The organism is Enterobacter sp. ku-bf2, from assembly GCF_001742765.1.
GTDB classification, from domain to species: Bacteria; Pseudomonadota; Gammaproteobacteria; order Enterobacterales; family Enterobacteriaceae; genus Enterobacter; species Enterobacter quasiroggenkampii.
Map to the genome: position 1 here is coordinate 143,993 of NZ_MDVW01000024.1, position 21,007 is coordinate 164,999.

At 56.7% G+C, this 21,007-nt stretch carries 19 protein-coding genes; 9 read left to right on the forward strand and 10 right to left on the reverse strand.

Features of this window, described 5'->3' with window-relative positions; all coding sequences use genetic code 11:
- Positions 1-85 precede the first annotated feature (85 nt).
- Positions 86-1,834, forward strand: coding sequence for a D-lactate dehydrogenase (gene dld, locus BFG58_RS22780; RefSeq protein WP_045908665.1), 1,749 nt, complete (start codon positions 86-88; stop codon positions 1,832-1,834).
- 112 nt (positions 1,835-1,946) lie between these two features.
- The gene (locus BFG58_RS22785; protein WP_045908666.1) at positions 1,947-2,501 is read left to right on the forward strand and encodes a GNAT family N-acetyltransferase; all 555 of its coding nucleotides are present in this window, start codon (positions 1,947-1,949) and stop codon (positions 2,499-2,501) included.
- Positions 2,502-2,597: 96 nt separating this feature from the next.
- Here the strand turns inward: BFG58_RS22785 and pbpG are convergent, their stop codons facing one another.
- Positions 2,598-3,521 (reverse strand): D-alanyl-D-alanine endopeptidase, encoded by a 924-nt coding sequence (gene pbpG / locus BFG58_RS22790; protein ID WP_045908667.1) that lies wholly within the window; start codon positions 3,519-3,521, stop codon positions 2,598-2,600.
- 167 nt (positions 3,522-3,688) lie between these two features.
- Positions 3,689-4,276: a Yip1 family protein gene (locus BFG58_RS22795; RefSeq protein ID WP_023312454.1), complete on the reverse strand. Its 588-nt coding sequence runs from the start codon at positions 4,274-4,276 to the stop codon at positions 3,689-3,691.
- Positions 4,277-4,433: 157 nt separating this feature from the next.
- On the opposite strand from BFG58_RS22795, the gene BFG58_RS22800 reads away from it, so the two are divergent.
- Positions 4,434-5,006, forward strand: a complete 573-nt coding sequence (locus tag BFG58_RS22800) for a DedA family protein (protein WP_008500905.1) — start codon at positions 4,434-4,436, stop codon at positions 5,004-5,006.
- A gap of 431 nt (positions 5,007-5,437) precedes the next feature.
- Here the strand turns inward: BFG58_RS22800 and BFG58_RS22805 are convergent, their stop codons facing one another.
- The 8 genes from BFG58_RS22805 to BFG58_RS22840 all read right to left on the reverse strand — a co-directional run bounded on the left by BFG58_RS22805 (position 5,438) and on the right by BFG58_RS22840 (position 15,692).
- A complete protein-coding gene (locus BFG58_RS22805; protein WP_023615867.1) occupies positions 5,438-6,202 on the reverse strand; it encodes an SDR family oxidoreductase in 765 nt (254 codons plus the stop codon).
- Positions 6,203-6,252: 50 nt separating this feature from the next.
- Positions 6,253-7,671, reverse strand: coding sequence for a multidrug resistance outer membrane protein MdtQ (gene mdtQ, locus BFG58_RS22810; protein WP_069720641.1), 1,419 nt, complete (start codon positions 7,669-7,671; stop codon positions 6,253-6,255).
- Between the two features lie 201 nt (positions 7,672-7,872).
- Positions 7,873-9,267, reverse strand: coding sequence for a glycoside hydrolase family 1 protein (locus BFG58_RS22815; protein WP_045908670.1), 1,395 nt, complete (start codon positions 9,265-9,267; stop codon positions 7,873-7,875).
- Between the two features lie 12 nt (positions 9,268-9,279).
- Positions 9,280-11,133, reverse strand: a complete 1,854-nt coding sequence (gene bglF / locus BFG58_RS22820; RefSeq protein ID WP_069720642.1) for a PTS beta-glucoside transporter subunit IIABC — start codon at positions 11,131-11,133, stop codon at positions 9,280-9,282.
- 138 nt (positions 11,134-11,271) lie between these two features.
- Positions 11,272-12,105 carry a BglG family transcription antiterminator LicT gene (gene licT, locus BFG58_RS22825; protein ID WP_023616723.1) on the reverse strand — a complete coding sequence of 278 codons (834 nt, stop codon included), beginning with the start codon at positions 12,103-12,105 and terminating at the stop codon, positions 11,272-11,274.
- Between the two features lie 166 nt (positions 12,106-12,271).
- Positions 12,272-13,561 carry a carbohydrate porin gene (locus BFG58_RS22830; protein WP_254665217.1) on the reverse strand — a complete coding sequence of 430 codons (1,290 nt, stop codon included), beginning with the start codon at positions 13,559-13,561 and terminating at the stop codon, positions 12,272-12,274.
- 359 nt (positions 13,562-13,920) lie between these two features.
- Positions 13,921-14,853: a tRNA dihydrouridine(16) synthase DusC gene (gene dusC, locus BFG58_RS22835; protein WP_069720644.1), complete on the reverse strand. Its 933-nt coding sequence runs from the start codon at positions 14,851-14,853 to the stop codon at positions 13,921-13,923.
- A 41-nt stretch (positions 14,854-14,894) separates the two neighbouring features.
- The gene (locus BFG58_RS22840) at positions 14,895-15,692 is read right to left on the reverse strand and encodes a helix-turn-helix domain-containing protein (protein ID WP_069720645.1); all 798 of its coding nucleotides are present in this window, start codon (positions 15,690-15,692) and stop codon (positions 14,895-14,897) included.
- Between the two features lie 59 nt (positions 15,693-15,751).
- Here BFG58_RS22840 and BFG58_RS22845 point away from each other — a divergent pair, with 59 nt between their 5' ends.
- From BFG58_RS22845 to BFG58_RS22870, 6 genes are all read left to right on the forward strand, one after another.
- Positions 15,752-16,462, forward strand: coding sequence for a type 1 glutamine amidotransferase (locus BFG58_RS22845; RefSeq protein WP_069720646.1), 711 nt, complete (start codon positions 15,752-15,754; stop codon positions 16,460-16,462).
- Positions 16,463-16,646: 184 nt separating this feature from the next.
- On the forward strand, positions 16,647-17,042 hold the full coding sequence (locus BFG58_RS22850; RefSeq protein WP_014884558.1) for a CidA/LrgA family protein: 396 nt from the start codon (positions 16,647-16,649) through the stop codon (positions 17,040-17,042).
- Positions 17,039-17,734: a CidB/LrgB family autolysis modulator gene (locus BFG58_RS22855; protein WP_069720647.1), complete on the forward strand. Its 696-nt coding sequence runs from the start codon at positions 17,039-17,041 to the stop codon at positions 17,732-17,734. The genes BFG58_RS22850 and BFG58_RS22855 overlap by 4 nt, the downstream gene beginning before the upstream one ends.
- 129 nt (positions 17,735-17,863) lie before the next feature.
- Positions 17,864-18,748 carry a cytidine deaminase gene (gene cdd / locus BFG58_RS22860; RefSeq protein ID WP_046091540.1) on the forward strand — a complete coding sequence of 295 codons (885 nt, stop codon included), beginning with the start codon at positions 17,864-17,866 and terminating at the stop codon, positions 18,746-18,748.
- A gap of 127 nt (positions 18,749-18,875) precedes the next feature.
- Positions 18,876-19,592, forward strand: a complete 717-nt coding sequence (gene sanA, locus BFG58_RS22865; protein ID WP_008500918.1) for an outer membrane permeability protein SanA — start codon at positions 18,876-18,878, stop codon at positions 19,590-19,592.
- 124 nt (positions 19,593-19,716) lie between these two features.
- Positions 19,717-21,007, forward strand: a 1,291-nt coding sequence (locus BFG58_RS22870; RefSeq protein ID WP_069720650.1) for a glutamine synthetase family protein, incomplete at its 3' end; no start/stop codon positions are given.

Sequence of the window (21,007 nt, forward strand, 5' to 3'; positions counted from 1 at the left end):
TTTTTCTCGTGAATACTCGACCGCTTAACAGTTAATCGCGCTATGCTTTACAGCGAGAAATTTGCCCCACCACAAGGAGTGGAAGATGTCTTCTGTTCGAACTGACGATAACAAAACATTTATTAACGAACTGTCGCGCCTGGTTGGCTCCTCTCACCTGCTTACCGACCCGGCTAAAACCGCCCGCTACCGCAAGGGCTTCCGCTCCGGCCAGGGCGAGGCGCTGGCGGTGGTTTTCCCCGGCACGCTGCTGGAGCTGTGGCGCGTGCTGAGCGCCTGCGTCGCCGCCGACAAGATTATTTTAATGCAGGCGGCCAACACCGGCCTGACCGAAGGCTCTACGCCGAACGGCAATGATTACGATCGTGACATCGTGATTATCAGCACCCTGCGACTCGACAAGCTGCATCTGCTGGATAAAGGCGAGCAGGTGCTCGCGTTCCCCGGCACCACGCTCTACTCCCTCGAAAAAGCGCTTAAGCCGCTGGGCCGCGAACCGCACTCGGTGATCGGTTCCTCCTGCATTGGCGCCTCGGTGGTCGGTGGGATCTGCAATAACTCCGGCGGCTCGCTGGTACAGCGTGGCCCCGCCTACACCGAGATGTCGCTGTTTGCCCGTATTGACGAAAACGGCAAGCTGACGCTGGTGAACCATCTGGGAATCGATCTTGGCGTGACGCCGGAACAGATCCTCAGCAAGCTCGACGACGATCGCGTGAAGGACGAAGACGTTCAGCACGACGGCCGCCATGCGCACGACCATGACTATGTGACCCGGGTGCGCGATATCAATGCTGACACTCCTGCGCGCTATAACGCCGACCCGGATCGCCTGTTTGAATCCTCCGGCTGCGCGGGCAAGCTGGCCGTTTTTGCGGTGCGTCTCGACACGTTCCCGGCAGAGAAAAAGCAGCAGGTATTTTACATCGGCACCAACCAGCCTGAGGTTCTGACGGAGATCCGCCGTCATATTCTGGGCGAATTCACCCATCTGCCGGTGGCGGGCGAGTACATGCACCGGGACATTTACGACATCGCCGAGCGCTATGGCAAAGACACGTTCCTGATGATCGACAAGCTCGGCACCGACAAAATGCCGTTCTTCTTCACCATGAAGGGCCGTACCGACGCGATGCTGGAGAAAGTGTCGCTGTTCAAACCCCACTTCACCGACCGCTTTATGCAGAAGCTGGGCAACGTTTTCCCGGCGCATTTACCGGAGAGAATGAAAACCTGGCGCGACAAGTACGAACATCACCTGCTGCTGAAAATGGCCGGAGACGGGATCGCCGAAGCGCAGGCCTGGCTGACCGAGTTCTTCAAAACCGCCGAAGGGGATTTCTTTGCCTGTACGCCTGAAGAGGGCAGCAAAGCGTTCCTGCACCGCTTTGCCGCCGCTGGTGCCGCCATCCGATATCAGGCGGTGCATTCCGAAGAGGTGGAAGACATTCTGGCGCTGGATATCGCCCTGCGGCGTAACGACACCGAGTGGTTTGAACACCTGCCGCCGGAAATCGACAGCAAGCTGGTGCATAAGCTCTATTACGGCCACTTTATGTGCTATGTCTTCCATCAGGATTACATCGTCAAAAAAGGGGTCGATGCACACGAACTGAAGGAGCAGATGCTCGCCCTTTTGCGTGAACGTGGCGCACAATATCCTGCGGAACACAACGTCGGACATCTTTATAAAGCCCCGGACGCACTTAAGCAGTTTTATCGCGAGAATGACCCTACAAACAGCATGAATCCCGGCATCGGTAAAACAACGCGGAAGAAATACTGGAAAGAGAGCGAAGACGCGGAGCAGCGCATAACGCAAGCGTCTGATTAATTCCTACAGCCAAATTTGAGAGATTGTTAAGCGCTCCTTAATCGTAATAGAGTAACTGCTCATCGCCGGAGAAACGTTTCTCCGGCATTCGATAACGAGGAGCAGGCACATCATGTCGGCTATTGATGTTTTATCCGAGACCGAGCTGGAAGTGCGCGACGCCCTTCCCGATGATGTGCATGCCATTGCCGCGATCTATGCCTGGCATGTACTTCACGGGCGTGCGTCATTTGAAGAAGTCCCCCCAACCATTGACGAAATGCGCCAACGTATGAAAAGCGTGACTGAGAACGGTTTACCGTGGCTTATCGCGCTGTACCGCGGCATTGTGGTGGGCTACTGCTATGCCACCCCTTACCGACCACGACACGCCTACCGCTATACCCTGGAAGAGTCGATTTACGTGGATGCCAGCATCACCGGGCGCGGTTTTGGCACGGCACTGATGGATGCGCTGATTGAACGCTGCGAGCAAGGGCCGTGGCGGCAGATGATTGCCGTAGTGGGAGATGGCAATAACAACGCCGGTTCGTTACGCCTGCATAAAAAACATGGTTTCGTGATTGTCGGTCAGCTGCGCAGCGTAGGCTATAAGAAAGGAGACTGGCGGGATACGGTGATTATGCAGCGCCCGCTCAACGACGGTGACTGGACGCTGCCGGAATAAACGCAGTGCGGTCTGGTGCCCTCACCCCGGCCCTCTCCCACGGGGAGAGGGAGAAAACATAAAAAACGGTAACATGCGTTACCGTTTTGCTTTTACCTAATCGTTCTGTGCCGTCGCCATCTGCTCGGCTTTCTGCTTTTTATACGTCAATGCCGCGGCCGGGACAGGCTGCACTTTTCCTGTTTCAATCCAGGTACGCAGGCGGCTCGCATCCGCGAAGTGCGTGTATTTGCCGAAGGCATCCATCACCACCAGCGCCACCGGCTTACCGTTAAACACGGTGCGCATCACCAGACAGTGTCCAGCCGCGTTGGTAAAGCCGGTTTTGGTTAGCTGAATATTCCAGTTATCCCGGTAAACCAGATGGTTAGTATTGCGGAACGGCAGCGTATAGGCTGGGTTCGCAAAGGTCGCCATCTCTTCACGGGTGGTACTGAGCTGGCCAATCAGCGGATACTGTTTGCTGGCAATCAGCAGTTTCGTTAGATCGCGCGCCGTGGAGACGTTGTTGATCGACAGACCCGTCGGTTCCACATAGTGCGTATTGTTCATCCCCAGCGCTTTGGCTTTGGCGTTCATCGCGCGGATAAAGGCGTCGTAGCCGCCAGGATAGTGGTGCGCCAGGCTCGCCGCCGCGCGGTTTTCAGACGACATCAGCGCCAGCAGCAGCATATTCTTACGGCTGATCTCACTGTTCAGGCGCACGCGGGAGTAGATCCCCTTCATCTCCGGCGTGTGGCTGATATCCACTTTCAGTTTTTCATCCAGCGGCAGATGGGCATCAAGCACCACCATCGCGGTCATTAATTTGGTAATTGAGGCGATCGGTCGCACCAGATCCGGATGGCTGGCGTAAATCACCTTATTGGTGTTGAGATCGACAATCATCGCGCTGCCGGAAGCAATTTGCGGCTGAGCGGCGGTAGCAGTCACAGCAGGCGTTTTGGCGACGGCCGGCACGGCAGCGGACGCACCCAGCAACAGCGCCAGGCTAAGTAAAGAGACTCGGAATTTCAGCATGGTGAGACTTCTGATAATTATTCACGCACGTCATAACGTACACCGCCTGGGTCGACGGATAAACTCAGGCTGGCTTCGGCATCATAGCCGTCAGCGGGCGTTGTCGCCAGAGGATAATCGTGAACAGATGCTGCATTGCTGGCATTTACGCCAGCAATGCAGTGCGTTTAGAAGAGACGGTATCCATAACCCCAAAGAATTACCGTCAGCGCCAGTAGCGCCTCCAGCACCAGCACCCCGATGGCAAGCGTTGAACTGGAGAAGCTCAGGCCCTCTTCTTTATTGATATTCAGGAAGGTTGGAACCCCCAGATACAGCAGATAACCGGTGTAAAAGAGGGCAATAGTACCGATCAGCGCGCACAGCCAGACCAGTGGATAAAGCGCAACAATACCGCTTAAGAACAGCGGGGTTGCGACATACCCGGCAAAGACCATACAGTGCGCCAGCGATGGACGTTGCGGATAGTTACGCGCCATCCAGTGAATGACCCGCCCCATGACCGCCACACCCGCCAGCATCAGGCCATAAAAGACGATGGCCAGATAGAGTCCGGTAAACCAGGAAAGCTGAACCACGGTGCCGTCACCGAAGTTCCAGCCGATTTGTGTCGTTCCGATAAAAGCGCATATTACCGGCACCGCAGCCATCAGCAGCACGTGGTGCGTGTAATGATGCGAGACCGTTTCGTTCTCACTTTTAATGACATGCATTTCACGATCGGGATGGGAGAAAAGTCCCCAGACATGGTTCATAGCGCCCCCTTGTTGTCGGCCCGTCAGCGATACCTTAAGTATAATGCAGGCTTTAGATTATTTTATGTACAGTGGGAAATTTCCGTTGATTTCCCCGCTGTTGATTCATGGGGTATATGATTAAACGAGGCACGCAGAGGGAGATAACAGTTACGTAATGGATATTAACGCACTCATTGAGCAATATGGATATGCCGCGCTGGTGATCGGTAGCGTGGCAGAAGGTGAAACCATCACGCTGTTAGGGGGCGTCGCCGCGCATCAGGGGTTACTGAAATTCCCGCTGGTCGTCGCCGCGGTCGCGCTGGGCGGGATGATAGGCGATCAGCTGCTCTACTTTCTGGGGCTGCGCTTTGGGCCAACGCTGCTTAAGCGTTTCGCAAAGCATCAGAAGAAAATCCGCCGCGCTCAGCGGCTCATTCAACGTCATCCCTATCTGTTCGTCATTGGCACGCGCTTTATGTATGGCTTTCGCATTATCGGGCCGATACTGATTGGCGCCAGCCATCTGCCGCCCAAAATTTTTCTGCCGCTCAATATTGTGGGCGCGATTGCCTGGGCGCTGATCTTTACGACGCTCGGTTACGTGGGGGGCGAAGTGATTGCGCCCTGGCTGCATAATCTCGACCAGCACCTGAAGCACTGGGCGTGGTTGATTCTGGTGGTTGTGGCGGTGATTGCGGTTCGACTGTGGCTGAAGCATCGGGAAAAGACGCGGGATGAGGAGTGAGTGCAGCCTGATGCCCTCACCCTAAGCCACAGGGCTGAGGAATCCCCAGTAATTTTTTAACCGGAAGCTATAAATGTGGTATCAGGAAAATGAATAACTTACAGCGATGCCCTGGTCCGGCTGTAAATCGCCGAAGCGTTTCCGTAAGGCCGGGGCGAGGCGCAGGGATGCGCCGAGAGGGCGTGGCCTGCAGGGATGCAGGCTCATGCCCGACCCGATAGCCTGAAGGAATAAGCTGAGGGTACCGCGAAGCGGCGATTTACCGCCGGGAGCCCGGGTCGCCAGGGCGGCGGCGATTGAGCCGCCCTGGCACGTTCACAGGTCATGCAGCTACAGAGTAGCAAAGAACATGAAGTGAACGGAATGACCACTACAGCCGTATGTTCCCCCTCACCCCAGCCCTCTCCCTCAAGGGAGAGGGCGAAAAGAAACTACCCCTCCGGCTTAAACTGCGGGTTCGCCAGCATAAAGCCCCCGTCGACGATAAACGATTGCCCTGTTGTATAGCTGGCGTCACTGTCACACAGCCACGCCACCAGGCTGGCAATCTCTTTCGTGTGGCCCGGCCTTGCCAGCGGGATTTCCGGCATTGAGCCTTCCTTCACTTCGCTGTCGTCCATGTCATTCATCGGCGTGGCAATGGCACCCGGCGCGACGGCGTTCACCAGAATGTTGTGCTTAACCAGCTCCATCGCCATGGATTTGGTTAACCCGCCGAGCGCGTGTTTCGCCGCCGTGTAGGCGCTGGCCTCCGGCAGGGGCGTGTGTTCATGTACCGAGGTGATGTTCACAATCCGCCCCCCTTCCCCCTGCTTCACCATCTGCCTTGCGGCTATCTGTGAACAGAGAAACGCCCCGTCCACGTCGACGGTGAAAATGTTCCGCCAGTCGTCGAACGGCATCTCGAGGAACGGCGCTTTGGTCATCGCCCCTGCATTATTAACCAGCACGTCCAGCCGACCAAAACGCGCAATCAGCGTTTCAATGGCCTCAGCGCCTTCCGGCAGCGTGCTTAAATCAAGATGGATAGCCTCCGCACGCTGCCCCTGCGCTTCGACTTCGCGGCAGGTTTCCAGCGCCCCTTTCTCATCCGAGTGCCAGGTGACGCCAATATCAAACCCGCGCTCAGCCAGCATCAGGGCCGTGGTTTTCCCAATCCCGGAATCCGATGCGGTCACAATCGCTACTCTGGTCATACTCACCTCCTGAAAAACTGCAAAGAGGTAAGTATAGATAATGGCCTTTTTTAGCCATGATGATAGCCGCCGCCCAGCGCCGAGGTCAGCTGCAGGGTAGCGTCGACATATTGCCCCTTCAGCAGCACGCCTTCGAGGTGCTCTTTGAGGGCCGGTATTCTGGCTTCACTGACCCGGGAGCCCGCAATAATCCCCGCGCTGAAACGCGCCTGAGCCAGCGCCACGACCCGTGCCGCATCTTTTTCAACCTGCTGCTGATGGCTGTTCTTCGCCATTAGCGTTTCGACTTCGCTGGCCGTGCGTGCCACCTGATTGACGGCCTCCACTACCGCTTTGTTGTAGTTGGCAACCGAGAGATTGTTCTGCGCCTGGGCGATATCCAGGCTGGCGTTCAGCCTGCCGCTGTCAAAAATTGGCAGCGTCAACCCGGCGGTCACGCCCATCTGCTGCGCGGATGAACGGAACAGATCGCTCAGGTGGAGGGCATCCTGCTGTAAGAACGCCATCAGGTTCACGTCAGGATAGAACGCTGCTCTGGCGGCCTCCACCTCGCTCATGGAGGCGTCGATATACCAGTGCGCCTCCTGAAGATCCGGGCGGCGTGCCAGCAGTTCATAGCCGAGCGTCGACGGTAACGAGGCTTCCACCGTCGGCAAGGCGTGCCGCGTCAGCTTCACGGAGGGGGCGTTGGTCAGCGCGACCAGGCGCGCCTCTATGGCTTTCATCTTCCCGTTGACCCCGGCCAGCTGCTCTTCGGTTTTGCTGGCGTTGATGTCCGTTTCGACGCCCTCCACGGAGGAGGTGATGCCGTGTTGATACAGCTCGCGGTCGGCGCCGATAATATTGTCCTGCTCATGTTTGATCTGCGCGAGGACCTCCCCCACGGCGGCCTGCGTTTGCCATTCCCAGTAAAGCCGCGCCACGCTGCTGGCCAGCAGCTGACGGGTCTGCTCCAGCTCCGCTTTTTGCGCATTCACTTTGCCTATCCGGGCTTCGACCTGCGCGCGATTTTTTCCCCAGAGATCGAGATCCCAGCCAGCAGTCAGGCCAAAGGTGCCGTTGGTGTACCACGGCCCGGTTGTCCCTGCCGCCGGGTCGGTAATGGCAAAGGGCCCCATCAGCCCTTCGGCGGACATTTTCTGGCGTTCAGCATCCGCTGAAAAATCGATCTGCGGACCGTCGGCAGCCATAGCCGCTTTGGCCTGGGCTTCAGCGAGCGTAATGCGCTGACGGGCAATCTGCATATCCGGCGCATCGCTTAATGCTTTCGCAATCAGCGAATTAAGTTCAGGATCGTTATATGCTTTCCACCACTCATTTTTCGGCCAGTCCTGATGAGCCAGAACCGTATTTACCGACGCCGCGGTGGTTTGCGTTTTAATGGGAGATACCGTGGCATGTTCAGGCGCGCAGGCAGCCAGAATAAATGCAAAGGGAACACTCAGAGATAAAATAAAAGAACGTTTCATTACGCCATATACTCAAAAAATAAAGGCGCAAATTACGCTTGATTCTGTTTGTTTTTTTAGTAATGCGTGGCAAAGCGTAAATTGTCATAGATTTAAATATACGGAAAAGTATTCACCGAAATTATTATTTAAATTTAATTATACAAATAAAAAATAATCAACCCGACAGCGTGAACGTCCCCTGTCAGGTTGATCGCGTTATTAAACTTTCAGCGAAGCGCCTTTCGTCGCAATGACCTCTTTATACCAGTAGAAGCTTTTCTTGCGGCTGCGCGCCAGCGTACCTTTTCCACTGTCATCGCGATCGACGTAAATAAAGCCGTAACGCTTAGAGAGTTCAGCTTTTGATGCGCTCACCAGGTCGATTGGCCCCCAGCTGGTATAGCCCATCACCTCAACGCCGTCTTCGATCGCTTCACGCACCTGCACCAGATGGTCGTTAAGGTAGCTGATGCGGTAGTCATCCTGCACCGTGCCGTCCGCGTCCGGTTTATCCTTTGCTCCCAGACCATTTTCCACGATAAACAGCGGCTTCTGATAGCGATCCCAGAGCACGTTTAGCAGGGTACGCAGGCCGATGGGGTCAATCTGCCAGCCCCATTCGGAACTGGCCAGATGCGGGTTTGGCACCATGCTCAGGATGTTGCCGCGCGCCTGCTGGTTGAGGGCGTCGTCCGCGGTGACGCAACCCGTCATGTAGTAGCTGAAGGAGATAAAATCGACGGTCGATTTCAGCGCCTCGCGGTCGGCGTCCGTGACCTCAAGCTGAATACCGTTGTCGCGGAAGAAGCGCTGCATATACCCCGGGTAGGCACCGCGACACTGTACGTCACCAAAGAATTGCCAGGCGCGGTTTTCCTGCAGTGTTTCCAGAACATCTTCCGGCTTGCAGGTCAGCGGATACATCAGACCGCCCAGCAGCATATTGCCAATTCTGCCATCAGGAACGATCTCATGGCAGGCCTTCACCGCCAGCGCGCTGGCCACCAGCTGATGATGGATCGCCTGATACACTTCGCCTTTGCTGCTGGTTTCCGGCAGGCCCACGCCGGTCATCGGCGCGTGCAGAGACATATTGATCTCGTTGAAGGTCAGCCAGAGCTTGACCTTTTCTTTGTAGCGCGCAAACACGGTACGGGCGTAGCGCTCGAAGAACCCAATAGTCTGGCGGCTGCCCCATCCGCCGTACTGCTTCACCAGCCCCCACGGCATTTCGTAATGCGACAGCGTCACCAGCGGGGTAATGTTGTGCGCGGCCAGCTCGTCAAACAGCCGGTCGTAAAACGCCAGCCCCGCCTCGTTCGGCTGCTGCTCGTCGCCGTTCGGAAAAATGCGGGTCCAGGCAATGGAGACGCGCAGGCAGCTAAAACCCATCTCCGCGAACAGTTTGATGTCTTCCGGATAGCGATGATAGAAGTCGATGGCAACATCCTTGATGCCGCTGTCGCCCGCCACGCGCTCAACCACCGGGCCGAAGACCCCCTGCGGCTGAACGTCAGAGGTGGACAGCCCTTTCCCCTCCTCCAGATACGCGCCCTCTACCTGATTCGCGGCAACCGCGCCGCCCCATAAAAAATCGTCCGGGAAAGTTTTCATCACGTTCTCCTGTTATTGATGGCTTACGCTGAGTAACGGCGCACCAGCATTGACGGACGTTGCCGCCACGGTCACCACGTCGCGATACTCATCGCTGTTACTGATAATAATCGGGGTCGCCAGATCGTATCCGGCATCGATAATCGCCTGTCGGTCAAACTCCAGCAGCAGATCGCCGGGTTGCACCGTGTCACCGACCTTCACATGGGCGGTAAACGGCTTGCCGTCGAGCTTCACGGTGTCGATACCCACATGGATCAACACTTCGATTCCACTGTTACTGAGCAGGCCGATGGCGTGTTTGGTCTGGAACAGCGAGGCCACCACGCCAGCAAACGGGGCAACCACTTTGTTATCGGAGGGAATAATCGCGGCGCCGCTGCCCAGCAGGCCGCTGGCAAAGGTGGTATCCGGCACCTGGTCGAGCGCAAGAACGGTACCGGTCATCGGTGATAGCACATCGTTTTCGCCCGCGGTGACCACCCCTTCTGTCGCGGTGTTTCCTGGCATACCGGCGACCAGCGTCAGGCCGCAGCTCAGCACCAGCGCCACCACCGTACCGATAATGCCGCCCCACAGCGTGGCGTCCACGCCGCCCGGCGGGATCATCTGGGCGACAGTAAAGATATTGGCGAAGCCGAAAGAGTAAACGTGGGTGTCACTAAAGCCGACAATCGCTCCGCCGATAGCGCCTGCCACGCAGCCAAAAATAAACGGACGGCGCAGCGGCAGGTTTACGCCATACACTGCGGGTTCGGTGATACCGAAAAACCCTGCCGTCACGGATGAACCGGCCAGCATTTTCTGACGCGCATCGCGGGTACGCAGGAAAATACCCAGTGCCGCCCCCACCTGGCCGAACACCGCAGGCAAGAGCATCGGCAGCATGGAGTCATGCCCCAGCACCGCCAGGTTGTTGATCATCAGCGGCACCAGCCCCCAGTGCAGGCCAAAAATGACGCAGACCTGCCACAGCGCGCCCATCGCCGCGCCCGCCAGCCACGGTGCCAGAACGTAAATACTCTGATAGCCGTTCGCCAGCATCTGGCTCAGCCAGGTCGCCAGCGGCCCGATAACGAGGAAAGTCAGCGGCACGGTCACGGCAAGACAGATCAGCGGCGCGAAGAAGTTTTTCATCGAGGAAGGCAGCAGCCTGGTGCTCTGCTTTTCCAGCCAGCAGCTCACCCACGCGGCGAGAATAATCGGGATCACCGACGAGCTGTAGTTGAACCAGGTGACGGGAATGCCCAAAAAGGCTTCCGACACCGCGCCCGGCTGCTGGCTGGCGTTGAACGCCGCAATCATCACTGGATGGGTGAGCGCCCCGCCGATCACCATGGTAATGAATGGGTTTCCGCCGAACTTTTTCCCGGCGGTATAGCCCAGCACCAGCGGGAAGAAGAAGAACAGCGCGTCGCTGGCAGCAAACCAGATTTTATACGTGCCGCTCCCGGTCGTGAGCCAGCCGCACACCACGGCCAGCGCCAGCAGCCCTTTCAGAATACCGGACGCCGCCAGAATGCCGATAAACGGGGTAAAGATGCCGGAGACGATATCAATCAGACGGCCCAACAGGTTACCCTTTTCACCCTTCTCTTCCACGACAGGGGCGTCATCGGTAAGACCTGCTTCATTGCGCACCGCCTGCCAGACGTCATGCACGTGGTTGCCAATCACCACCTGAAACTGGCCGCCGCTTTCGACCACCATGATCACGCCCGGATTTTTCTTGAGCCCTTCCGCATCCGCCCGTTGATTGTCTTTCAGTTTGAAGCGAAGCCGGGTTGCACAGTGCACAAGACTGACGATGTTCTCTTTTCCGCCAACGTGGCCGAGAATATCCTTCGCTAAAGCCTGGTATTCCATCTCGATTTCCTTACATCCCGATGCCCGCAGGCACCTGTTGACTGAGTACAAAAAATAAAAAAACCCGAGAACGGCCTTCTGACGAAGGCCGCGCTCAGGTTTTGCCTGCGTAGTGCAGTAACAATCCTGTTCTGAGGCTTAACGCCCCTCTTTTCTCACCCGCTCGATATGAATGGCGAGGAACATAATTTCTTCGGTTGTCAGCTCACGCTGATAGCTTTTGTTCAGGTGCTGTGCGATTTTCTCGGCGCATTTCCACGCCTTCGCGTAGTTGTCTTTGACTGCCGTATGCAGCGAGACATCGTCATCTTCCACCACGGTGCGGGTGAGCATCCTCTGGGCAAAAAACTTCAGGTGGGTGACAAAACGCTGATAGCTGAGCGACTCTTCGTCATACTCAAGCTGCAGCTGATACTTCACCAGCTGCAGGATCTCCTGCATCACCCGCGTCACGTGCATCACCTCCGGCATTTCGCTGTTCAGCTGCGCGGTGACCAGATGCAGGGCGATAAAACCGGCCTCATCCTCCTCCAGTTCGACGTTCAGGCGTCTGGCGATAATGGCCCGCGCCTCCTGCCCTAACTCGAACTCCTTCGGATACAGCCGTTTAATATCCCACAGCAGCACGTTTTTGATGGCCAACCCGTTCTTCTGCCGCTCAATCGCAAAGTAGCAGTGATCGGTGAGAGTGATATACAAGCTCTCCTGCAGCTTGCCCAGCCGCTGCGCCGCCAGCCCGATGATGCGGTCGCAGGTGGTCATCACCTCCAGCGGAATTTGACTCAGCAGTTCTCCAAGCCGACGCACCAGTTCATCGCTTTGTAACGCAAACACCTTTTCAACCAACGCGGTATCCAGCGCTTCACCGACGCGCTTCTGAAAGGCCAGCCCACGGCCCATCACCACCTGTTCGCGCCCGCGCTCATCCTGAACAACCACCACGTTATTATTGAGTATCTTGGCGATTTTCATCTGAACCCCAGAAACAAAAAAACCTGACCTCCGGCAGATGCCAGAAAATCAGGTTTTGCCTGCCTAAGCAGTAACAATCCAGTTCTGGCACTCTAACAGTTTCATTCGTAGCCTCAATGCGTCACGCGTCAGAAACGTGACGCGGATCGAACTTGCTACGGTGATATCAGAAGGTCACCACCGTTTTCAGCTCGGTGACCCAGGCATCCTGGGTGCGGCTGACCCCGCCGGGATGGTGCCAGTACTGCATGCCCGGCTGCAGTTCAAGCCATGACACCGGACGAAAACGGTAGTAAAACTCGCCGTTCAGGGAATGGCCCGGCACCGGGTGATATGCCGGATTGTCATAATCGCTTACGCCGCTCAGGCTGTTCAGGTAACGCTGGTTGCGGGCGTACTGGCTGCTCATATCAATCCAGGTTAAGCCAAAGCCAATCCAGTCTTCCGGTCGCGCATCAAACAGCCCGCGGTAGCGCAGCGAGGCGGCGTAAACCTGGTGCATGTAGTTACTGCTCTGATCCGCAAGGCTCATGCTGAACGAGGTACTCAACCCGCGATTCGGATCACCCTGATGCTGCGTTAGCTGCTGGTTCAGTCCGGCGTACATAAACCAGGTCCGGCTGTGCGTATCGAATCCGTCCGGGTCCGTCGCCCCCGCCCCACCCGATTTGCCGCGATAAAGATCGGATTGCGGCGCGTTGGTAAACACCACGCCCAGGTTGTAAGCGCCCGGCAGGCCGTTAATCAGTGGACGCGCTTCGATTTCAACCGGCAGTAAGATCCCTTTGCTGCCCTTCGTCGACCAGCTCCACGCATGGTTGCGGCTGGCGGCCTGCGGATTCTGCTCCATCACGCCGCCCTTCAGGGTTAGCGTCGGCGTGAGTTTATACGCAAGCGTGGTGCCCCAGGTGTGCACGTTCCAGTTGTTCCAGGTCAGCGAGTTGGCTGACTTCCCGCCGCACTGGGACAGCAGCTGGAAATCACAGGGGATAATTTGATCGAAGGTTTGCACCTTGTTCATCATCCCGATGCGCCAGGTCAGACGCCGGTCGTCAAAGCTGCGGGCAAAGGTCAGCCAGCCCAGACGGGTAATCGACTGCCCGCCCCAGCTCTCCTGGGTCAGATCGTTGAAGTTGACGCGCGGGTCCTGCACGCGTTTGGTGGTGAGATCGTCATTGTGGTTGCGGTTGACGATGTTCCCCTCGATACGCGCGTCCGGGATACCGGTCCAGCGCTCCAGATCCTGGTTGAAGGTCAGCGCGAACTGGTCAATATAGGCCACGTGGGAGTCGTGGTTATATCCACCACCGCCGTTCCAGCCAATTTCATTCAGGTATCCGAGGTTGTAGGTAAAACCGTTATCGTTAAGGATTTTACGTATGCCGAGCATTTCGCCGAGAACAGGCTCCGGCGGAGCTTCAAACCCTAATACCGTTCCGTTCCAGCCTTGCGCCATCGACAGCGGGGATATCGCCAATAAGGCGAGCGCATAGAGTTTATTTTTATATGCCATAATAACAACCTGTGATTGAGTATTGAGTGCGTAACCGGCCGCAGGAAATTTTTCTATTTCCTGTCGAGAATTCATTTTTTAAAAAATCAGTAAAAGCGCTAAGCCAAATAACTCTCCTGCGTAAACGACAGGCAAAAAAAAACCTAAGCGCTCCACAGCGAAAATGCTGTGAAACGCTTAGGTTTTGCCTGCTAACCAGTAACAATCCTGCGTTGAAAACAGTGGCACCTTAACACCGTCGCGCCACGTTGAAAACCGGAACTGTTTTCTGTTTTAAAAAAGTGTGAGCAATTTAACGCTTATTATTTGGACTGAATCACCCGGGCAATATCAGCCGACGTCTGTAAAGTACGAATCTCCTGAAATAACCCCAGCGCTTCATCGTACTCTTTGCGTAAATAACTCAGCCACTGCTTAATTCGCGCGACGTGATACAAACCGGTGTCGCCCTGCTTTTCCAGACGGCTGTATTTTTGCAGCAGCGTGACGACGTCTGCCCACGGCATCCGCGGTTCGTTATATTTCACCACCCGGCTGAGGTTAGGGACGTTCAGCGCGCCGCGGCCGATCATTACCGCATCGCAGCCGGTGGCCTGCAGACAGGCCTGCGCGCTCTCGTAGTCCCAGATTTCGCCGTTGGCGATCACCGGAATGGTGAGGCGTTTGCGGATCTCACCGATCGCCTGCCAGTTAATGCGATCGGCTTTGTAGCCATCTTCTTTGGTACGGCCATGCACCACCAGCTCGGTGGCGCCGGCCTGCTGTACCGCATCGGCGATTTCAAACTGCCGCGCATCGCTGTCCCATCCCAGGCGAACCTTAACCGTCACCGGCAAATGCGCGGGTACCGCCTCGCGCATGGCTTTCGCGCCGCGGTAAATCAGTTCAGGATCTTTCAGCAACGTCGCTCCGCCGCCGCTGCCGTTCACCAGCTTAGATGGACAGCCGCAGTTGAGATCTACCCCGTAAGAGCCCAGCTCAACCGCGCGGGCGGCGTTTTCCGCCAGCCATTCCGGATACTGGCCGAGGAGCTGAATACGCACCAGCGTGCCGGAAGAGGTCCGGCTCTGGTTGTCCAGCTCGGGGCAAAGCCGGAAGAAGGATTTTACCGGCAACAGCATATCGACCACGCGCAGGAACTCCGTCACGCAGAGATCGTAGTCGTTCACCTCGGTCAGAAGCTCGCGCACGAGGGAGTCGAGCACGCCTTCCATTGGGGCCAGTAAAACACGCATAGCAGTACCTGTGAAAAAAGACGCGCTATAGTAGCCGCTCTCTATATCGCTGGGAAGCGCTTCTGTTCAGGCAGAAAGTCACCCGGCGTTGCCCCAACAATGGCGCGAAACGCCGCCGCAAATGCCGCCTGGCCGGAAAAGCCCAGCATCCAGGCCACCTGCTTAACCGGGTATCCGTTTGCGAGCAGATCCAGCGAGGCACAAATCCTGGCACGCTGTCGCCAGGCCCGGAAGCTAAAGCCGGTATCGTTGATAAACGCGCGTGAAAACGTGCGTTCAGACATCGCGGCCCGTTCCGCCAGCCTTTCCAGAGAAAGATCCCAGAGATTGTTGGCAATGATGTCACAGGCAATGCGATGTAAGCGCTCATCCACGGGCATCGGTAATTCGGCCGAGATTTGCTGAGCTTCACTGAGGATATCGAGCAGCAAAACGGCCATGCTGCGCTGACTGGCTGGCCGGTATTCCGCGCTGAACAGCCCGGCAATCAGCTCTTTGAACAACGCTGTTGCCATAATCACGTGAACCTCGTCTTTCCGCTTAAAAGGCTCGCATTGCGCTATCAGCCCCGGGCTAAACCAGACCGCGCGCAGCTCCGTTGTGGATAACACGCTGTAGGTATGCTCCTGAAAGGGAGGGATCCACAGCGCGCGCTGTGGCGGTATGACCCAGCGTTTGCTGCCGGTTTCGACCAGCATGACCCCTTTGATGGCAAACAAAAGTTGTCCCTGCGAATGGTGGTGAGGCGGATCGACTTCGCCGCGCGTATAGCGAATTGCCCCTCTTGACCATCCGATAGCATCGTCGTGAATTGGCGTTTTATCGATAACGGTTGGCATTTCACATTCCCCCCTTCCTCTTATGATGCTGCTTGTACACGTAACCAGAGAGAGACGCAATGCACATCCATTTTATTATTCATGAACATTTCGAGGCGCCAGGCGCCTATGAAATCTGGGGGAAAAGTCGCGGCTGCAGTCTGAGCTACACCAGAGTTTATCAGGGCGATTCGTTACCTGAGGAACTGGAGAACATAGACCTGCTTATCATCATGGGAGGCCCGCAGTCCCCCGCCACCACGCGTGAGGAATGCCCCTGGTTTGATGCGCAGGCGGAAAAAGCACTTATCAGCCGTGCGATAGAGGCAGGTAAAATGGTGATAGGCGTTTGTCTGGGCTCGCAGCTTATCGGTGAAGCGCTGGGCGCAGCGTTTTGTCATGGCCCGGAAAAAGAGATCGGCAAATTTCCCGTCAGGCTCACAGATGCAGGTAAGGCGAACCCGCTGTTTGAGGACTTTGGCAGCGTGCTGAACGTCGGTCACTGGCATAACGATATGCCTGGGTTGACGCCGCAGGCTAAGGTTCTGGCGTACAGCGAGGGCTGTCCCCGCCAGATCGTGCAATACAGCGAACGGGTATACGGTTTCCAGTGCCATATGGAGCTGACGCCGGAGGTGGTAGAGTTGCTGATTGAGCATTCGCAGAGTGACCTACGCCGCGCGGGTGAATTCCGTTTTGTCGAAACGGCGGAAAAACTCCGCTCGCATGATTATCGCGAAATGAACCTGGTGCTGTTTTCTTTTCTCGATAAACTGACAGCCTGTCGCTGATGCCTTCTCTGGCACGCCTTTTCGCCAGCGCAATCCCTTTCCTCTAAACTGTAGCCTGCACCGTTAAGGTGATACCGGACGTTCCATTCCGGAATGTCTGGTATGCTCAAAATTCATGATGTGATCCGTGGCACATTTTTAGGTTTAATTGTATGATGAATGCGTTTCAGCAAGGACTATCACCATGAGCAAATCATTGAACATTATCTGGCAATATCTGCGCGCATTCGTCCTGATTTACGCCTGCCTGTATGCCGGGATTTTCATCGCGTCGCTGCTGCCCATCACCATCCCTGGCAGCATTATCGGCATGCTGATCCTCTTCGTTTTGCTGGCGCTGCAAATCCTGCCCGCAAAGTGGGTCAACCCCGGCTGCTTCGTCCTCATTCGCTATATGGCGCTGCTTTTCGTGCCTATCGGCGTGGGCGTCATGCAGTATTTTGATTTGCTCAAAGCCCAGTTCGGCCCGATTGTGGTCTCCTGCGCGGTCAGTACGCTGGTGGTTTTCCTGGTGGTGAGCTGGAGTTCACATCTGGTGCATGGCGAACGTAACGTGATTGGGGAGAAAACAAAAAAATGATGGACAATATCTGGTGGTCCCTGCCGCTCACCCTGGCAGTCTTTTTCGCCGCACGTAAGCTTGCCGCGCGTTTCAAAATGCCCTTGCTGAACCCCCTGCTGGTGGCGATGGTGGTGATTATCCCGTTCCTGCTGCTTACCGGCATTCCTTACGAACGCTACTTTGCCGGCAGCAAAATCTTAAACGACCTGCTGCAGCCCGCCGTTGTGGCGCTCGCCTTTCCTTTATACGAGCAGTTGCACCAGATCCGCGCCCGCTGGAAATCCATCATTTCCATCTGTTTTGTGGGTAGCCTGGTGGCGATGATCACCGGTACGTCGGTGGCGCTGTTGATGGGAGCCTCGCCGCAAATTGCCGCCTCTATTTTGCCTAAATCGGTGACCACGCCTATCGCGATGGCGGTTGGGGGCAGCCTCGGCGGCATTCCGGCCATCAGCGCGATGTGCGTCATTTTCGTCGGTATTCTCGGCGCGGTGTTTGGCCACACACTGCTGAACGCGATGCGTATTCATACTAAGGCGGCACGGGGGCTCTCGATGGGCACCGCCTCGCACGCGCTGGGCACTGCCCGCTGCGCGGAGCTGGATTATCAGGAAGGGGCGTTTAGCTCCCTGGCGCTGGTGATCTGCGGGATTATCACCTCCCTGCTGGCCCCGTTCATTTTCCCGCTGATTCTGGCGGTGATGGGCTAAAATTTGCGATGCGTCGCGCAAATTTCATTTTGATTTCATAAGTTGCATACATAATGAGAAGTGGATCACATATAAAGCCCTGACGGCTCCGTAAACTACCGATCCATTAACCTTTATGAGGCAAACGCCATGCACCCACGTTTTCAAGCTGCTTTCGCCCAGCTTGCAGAGAATTTGCAGTCAGCCCTTGCTCCCGTTCTGGCAGATGCGCACTTCCCCGCCCTGCTGACCGCGGAGCAGGTCACGATGCTGAAACAGGCAACGGGACTGGACGAAGACGCGCTGGCTTTCGCACTGCTTCCTCTGGCTGCCGCCTGCGCGCGGGCCGATCTCTCCCACTTCAACGTCGGGGCCATTGCGCGCGGCGTCAGCGGCACCTGGTACTTCGGCGGCAACATGGAGTTCCTGGGCGCAACCATGCAGCAAACCGTGCACGCCGAGCAGAGCGCCATCAGTCACGCGTGGCTGCGCGGTGAAAAAGCGCTGAGCGCCATTACCGTTAACTACACTCCGTGCGGCCACTGCCGTCAGTTTATGAACGAGCTGAACAGCGGGCTGCAGCTGCGCATCAATCTGCCAGGCCGCGCGCCGCACACGCTGGCGGATTACCTGCCTGACGCGTTTGGCCCGAAAGATCTGGAGATCAAAACCCTGCTGATGGACGAGCAGAACCACGGTTTCGCCCTGTCCGGCGATGACCTGAGCCAGGCGGCGATTGCCGCCGCCAACAAGAGCCACACGCCGTACAGCAAGTCCCCGAGCGGCGTGGCGCTGCAGTGCCGCGATGGCCGAATCTTCACCGGCAGCTATGCGGAAAACGCCGCGTTTAACCCAACGCTGCCGCCGCTGCAGGGCGCACTCAACCTGCTGAGCCTGAACGGCTATGATTATCCTGACATTCAGCGAGCGATTCTGGCTGAAATTGCCGATGCGCCGCTGATTCAGTGGGATGCCACTGCCGCAACGCTTAAAGCGCTGGGCTGTACGACGATTGACCGCGTACTGCTGGCGTAATCCTTCCGGCGGGCAGAAATGCCCGCCAGTTTGCTGAAAAACCCCTCAGTTGAGTCGCTGTTTCTTGCGCTAACCAGGCGGGTAAAGTAGCCTGAGTTAAATTTCACCTTCGGTACGAGCCATCTGCATGTTAAAGCGCGTTTTTTACAGCCTGTCTGTCCTGGTCGGCATACTGCTGTTGATCGTGCTCGGTCTCGACCGCTGGATGAGCTGGAAAACCGCCCCCTACATCTTTGATGACCTGCAGGACCTGCCCTATCGTCAGGTTGGCGTGGTGCTCGGCACCGCCAAGTACTACCGCACCGGCGTCATTAACCAGTATTACCGTTACCGCATTCAGGGCGCGCTGAACGCCTACAACAGCGGCAAGGTGAACTACCTGCTGCTGAGCGGCGATAACGCCCTGCAAAGCTATAACGAACCGGTGACAATGCGTAAGGACCTGATTGCCGCGGGCGTGGATCCAGCCGATATCGTGCTCGACTACGCCGGGTTCCGCACCCTGGACTCCATCGTGCGCACGCGCAAGGTCTTCGACACCAACGACTTCATCATCATTACCCAGCGCTTCCACTGCGAGCGTGCGCTGTTTATTGCCCTGCATATGGGTATTCAGGCGCAGTGTTACGCGGTGCCGTCGCCAAAAGATATGCTGAGCGTGCGCGTCCGCGAGTTCGGCGCCCGCTTTGGTGCCCTGGCCGATCTGTATATCTTTAAGCGCGAACCGCGCTTTTTAGGCCCGCTGGTGCCGATTCCGGCGATGCACGAAGTGCCGGAAGACGCGCAAGGTTACCCGGCCGTCACGCCTGAGCAGCTGCTCGATATGCAGAAAAAAGAGAAATAGCGGAACCGCCTTTATACTTTCTTTACGCCGGGCCTGACGCTTTTTATCTCCCCTTTACGTCGGCTCTTTTAAGCTGAGTTCATTGCCGCTACGGCTTCATTGAAGAATGACTATGAACTCGATAATGAATGCGTTTTTCCTCAAAAGTCTCCGTCCGTACTTTAACTTTCCCGGCTTATCACTCCCTGGCGCACTCCATTCTGGTCTCTGGCTGGATGAAAAAATTGACGCCCTGCAGCACAACGTTGCCGTGGAAGTGGCCGATTATCTGGAACGTTACCCGCAAACGAAACATGTTGACGTTTACCTGAACGATATCAACGGCACGATGCGCGGCAAGCGCCTCTCGGTGGAGAGCATGCTGAGTCTGGAAAAAGGCTTTTATTTTCCGCTTTCCGTCTACTCAATGGATCAGAAGGGAAACATCGCCGCCCCGCTTTATGATGAACCCGATCGGCTGTGCGTCCCGGTCGCCGGCTCTTTGCGCCCCTGTCCGCAGGATCCAGAGCACACCGCGCAGATCCTGCTGACGATGAAAGACAGCGACGGTAACCCTTGCCCGCTTGAGCCGCGCGCGATACTGCAGAACGTCGTGGCCCGCTTCCACCAGCACGGCCTTTTCCCGGTCATTGCCCCGGAAATTGAGTTTTACCTGACGGGACAGGGCGAACGCGATCCGCAAAATCAGGGCTGTTTTCATATGGATACCTCGTCGGCGCATGCGGCGCTGTTTGACGAGCTGGAACAGCTGGCGCACCTGCAGCGCATCCCGCTGTCAGGGGTCGTAGCGGAAGCCGAGTCCGGACAGTACGAATTAAACCTGAAGCACAGCCAGCGCGTCGTTGAGGTCTGTGATAACGTGCTGGCCCTGCGCCGCCTGACCCGCTATGTCGCTGAAAAGCACGGTCTTCAGGCCAACTTTATGGCTAAGCCTTTCAGCCAGCTGTCCGGCAGCGGTTTGCACATCCATTTCAGCCTGAACGATAGCCGTGGCGAAAACGTTTTTGCCTCGCCGGTGAACGCGCTGAGCAGCATGATGCGTTTGTGCATCGCGGGCCAGCTGGCGCTGATGCCCGCCTCCGTCGCCATTCTTGCGCCGGGGGTCAACGCGTTTCGTCGCCTGCGTAAAAACCTGACGGAACCCGTCTTTAACTCCTGGGGCTATAACACCCGCTCCGCCGCCTTGCGTATTCCCTGCTCGGATGACGGCAATCGTCGCATTGAGTACCGGCTGGCCGGGGCCGATGCGAATCCGTATCTGGTGGCGGCCACTATTCTGACTGGCATGCTGTACGGGCTGGAACATATCGACGAGGGGGATCTCCCTGAGCCGCAGCACGACCAACCCGAACTGCCGCTGTTCCAGCAGGAGGCGATTGAGGCCTTTGCCCGCTGTCAGTATCTCACCGACAGCC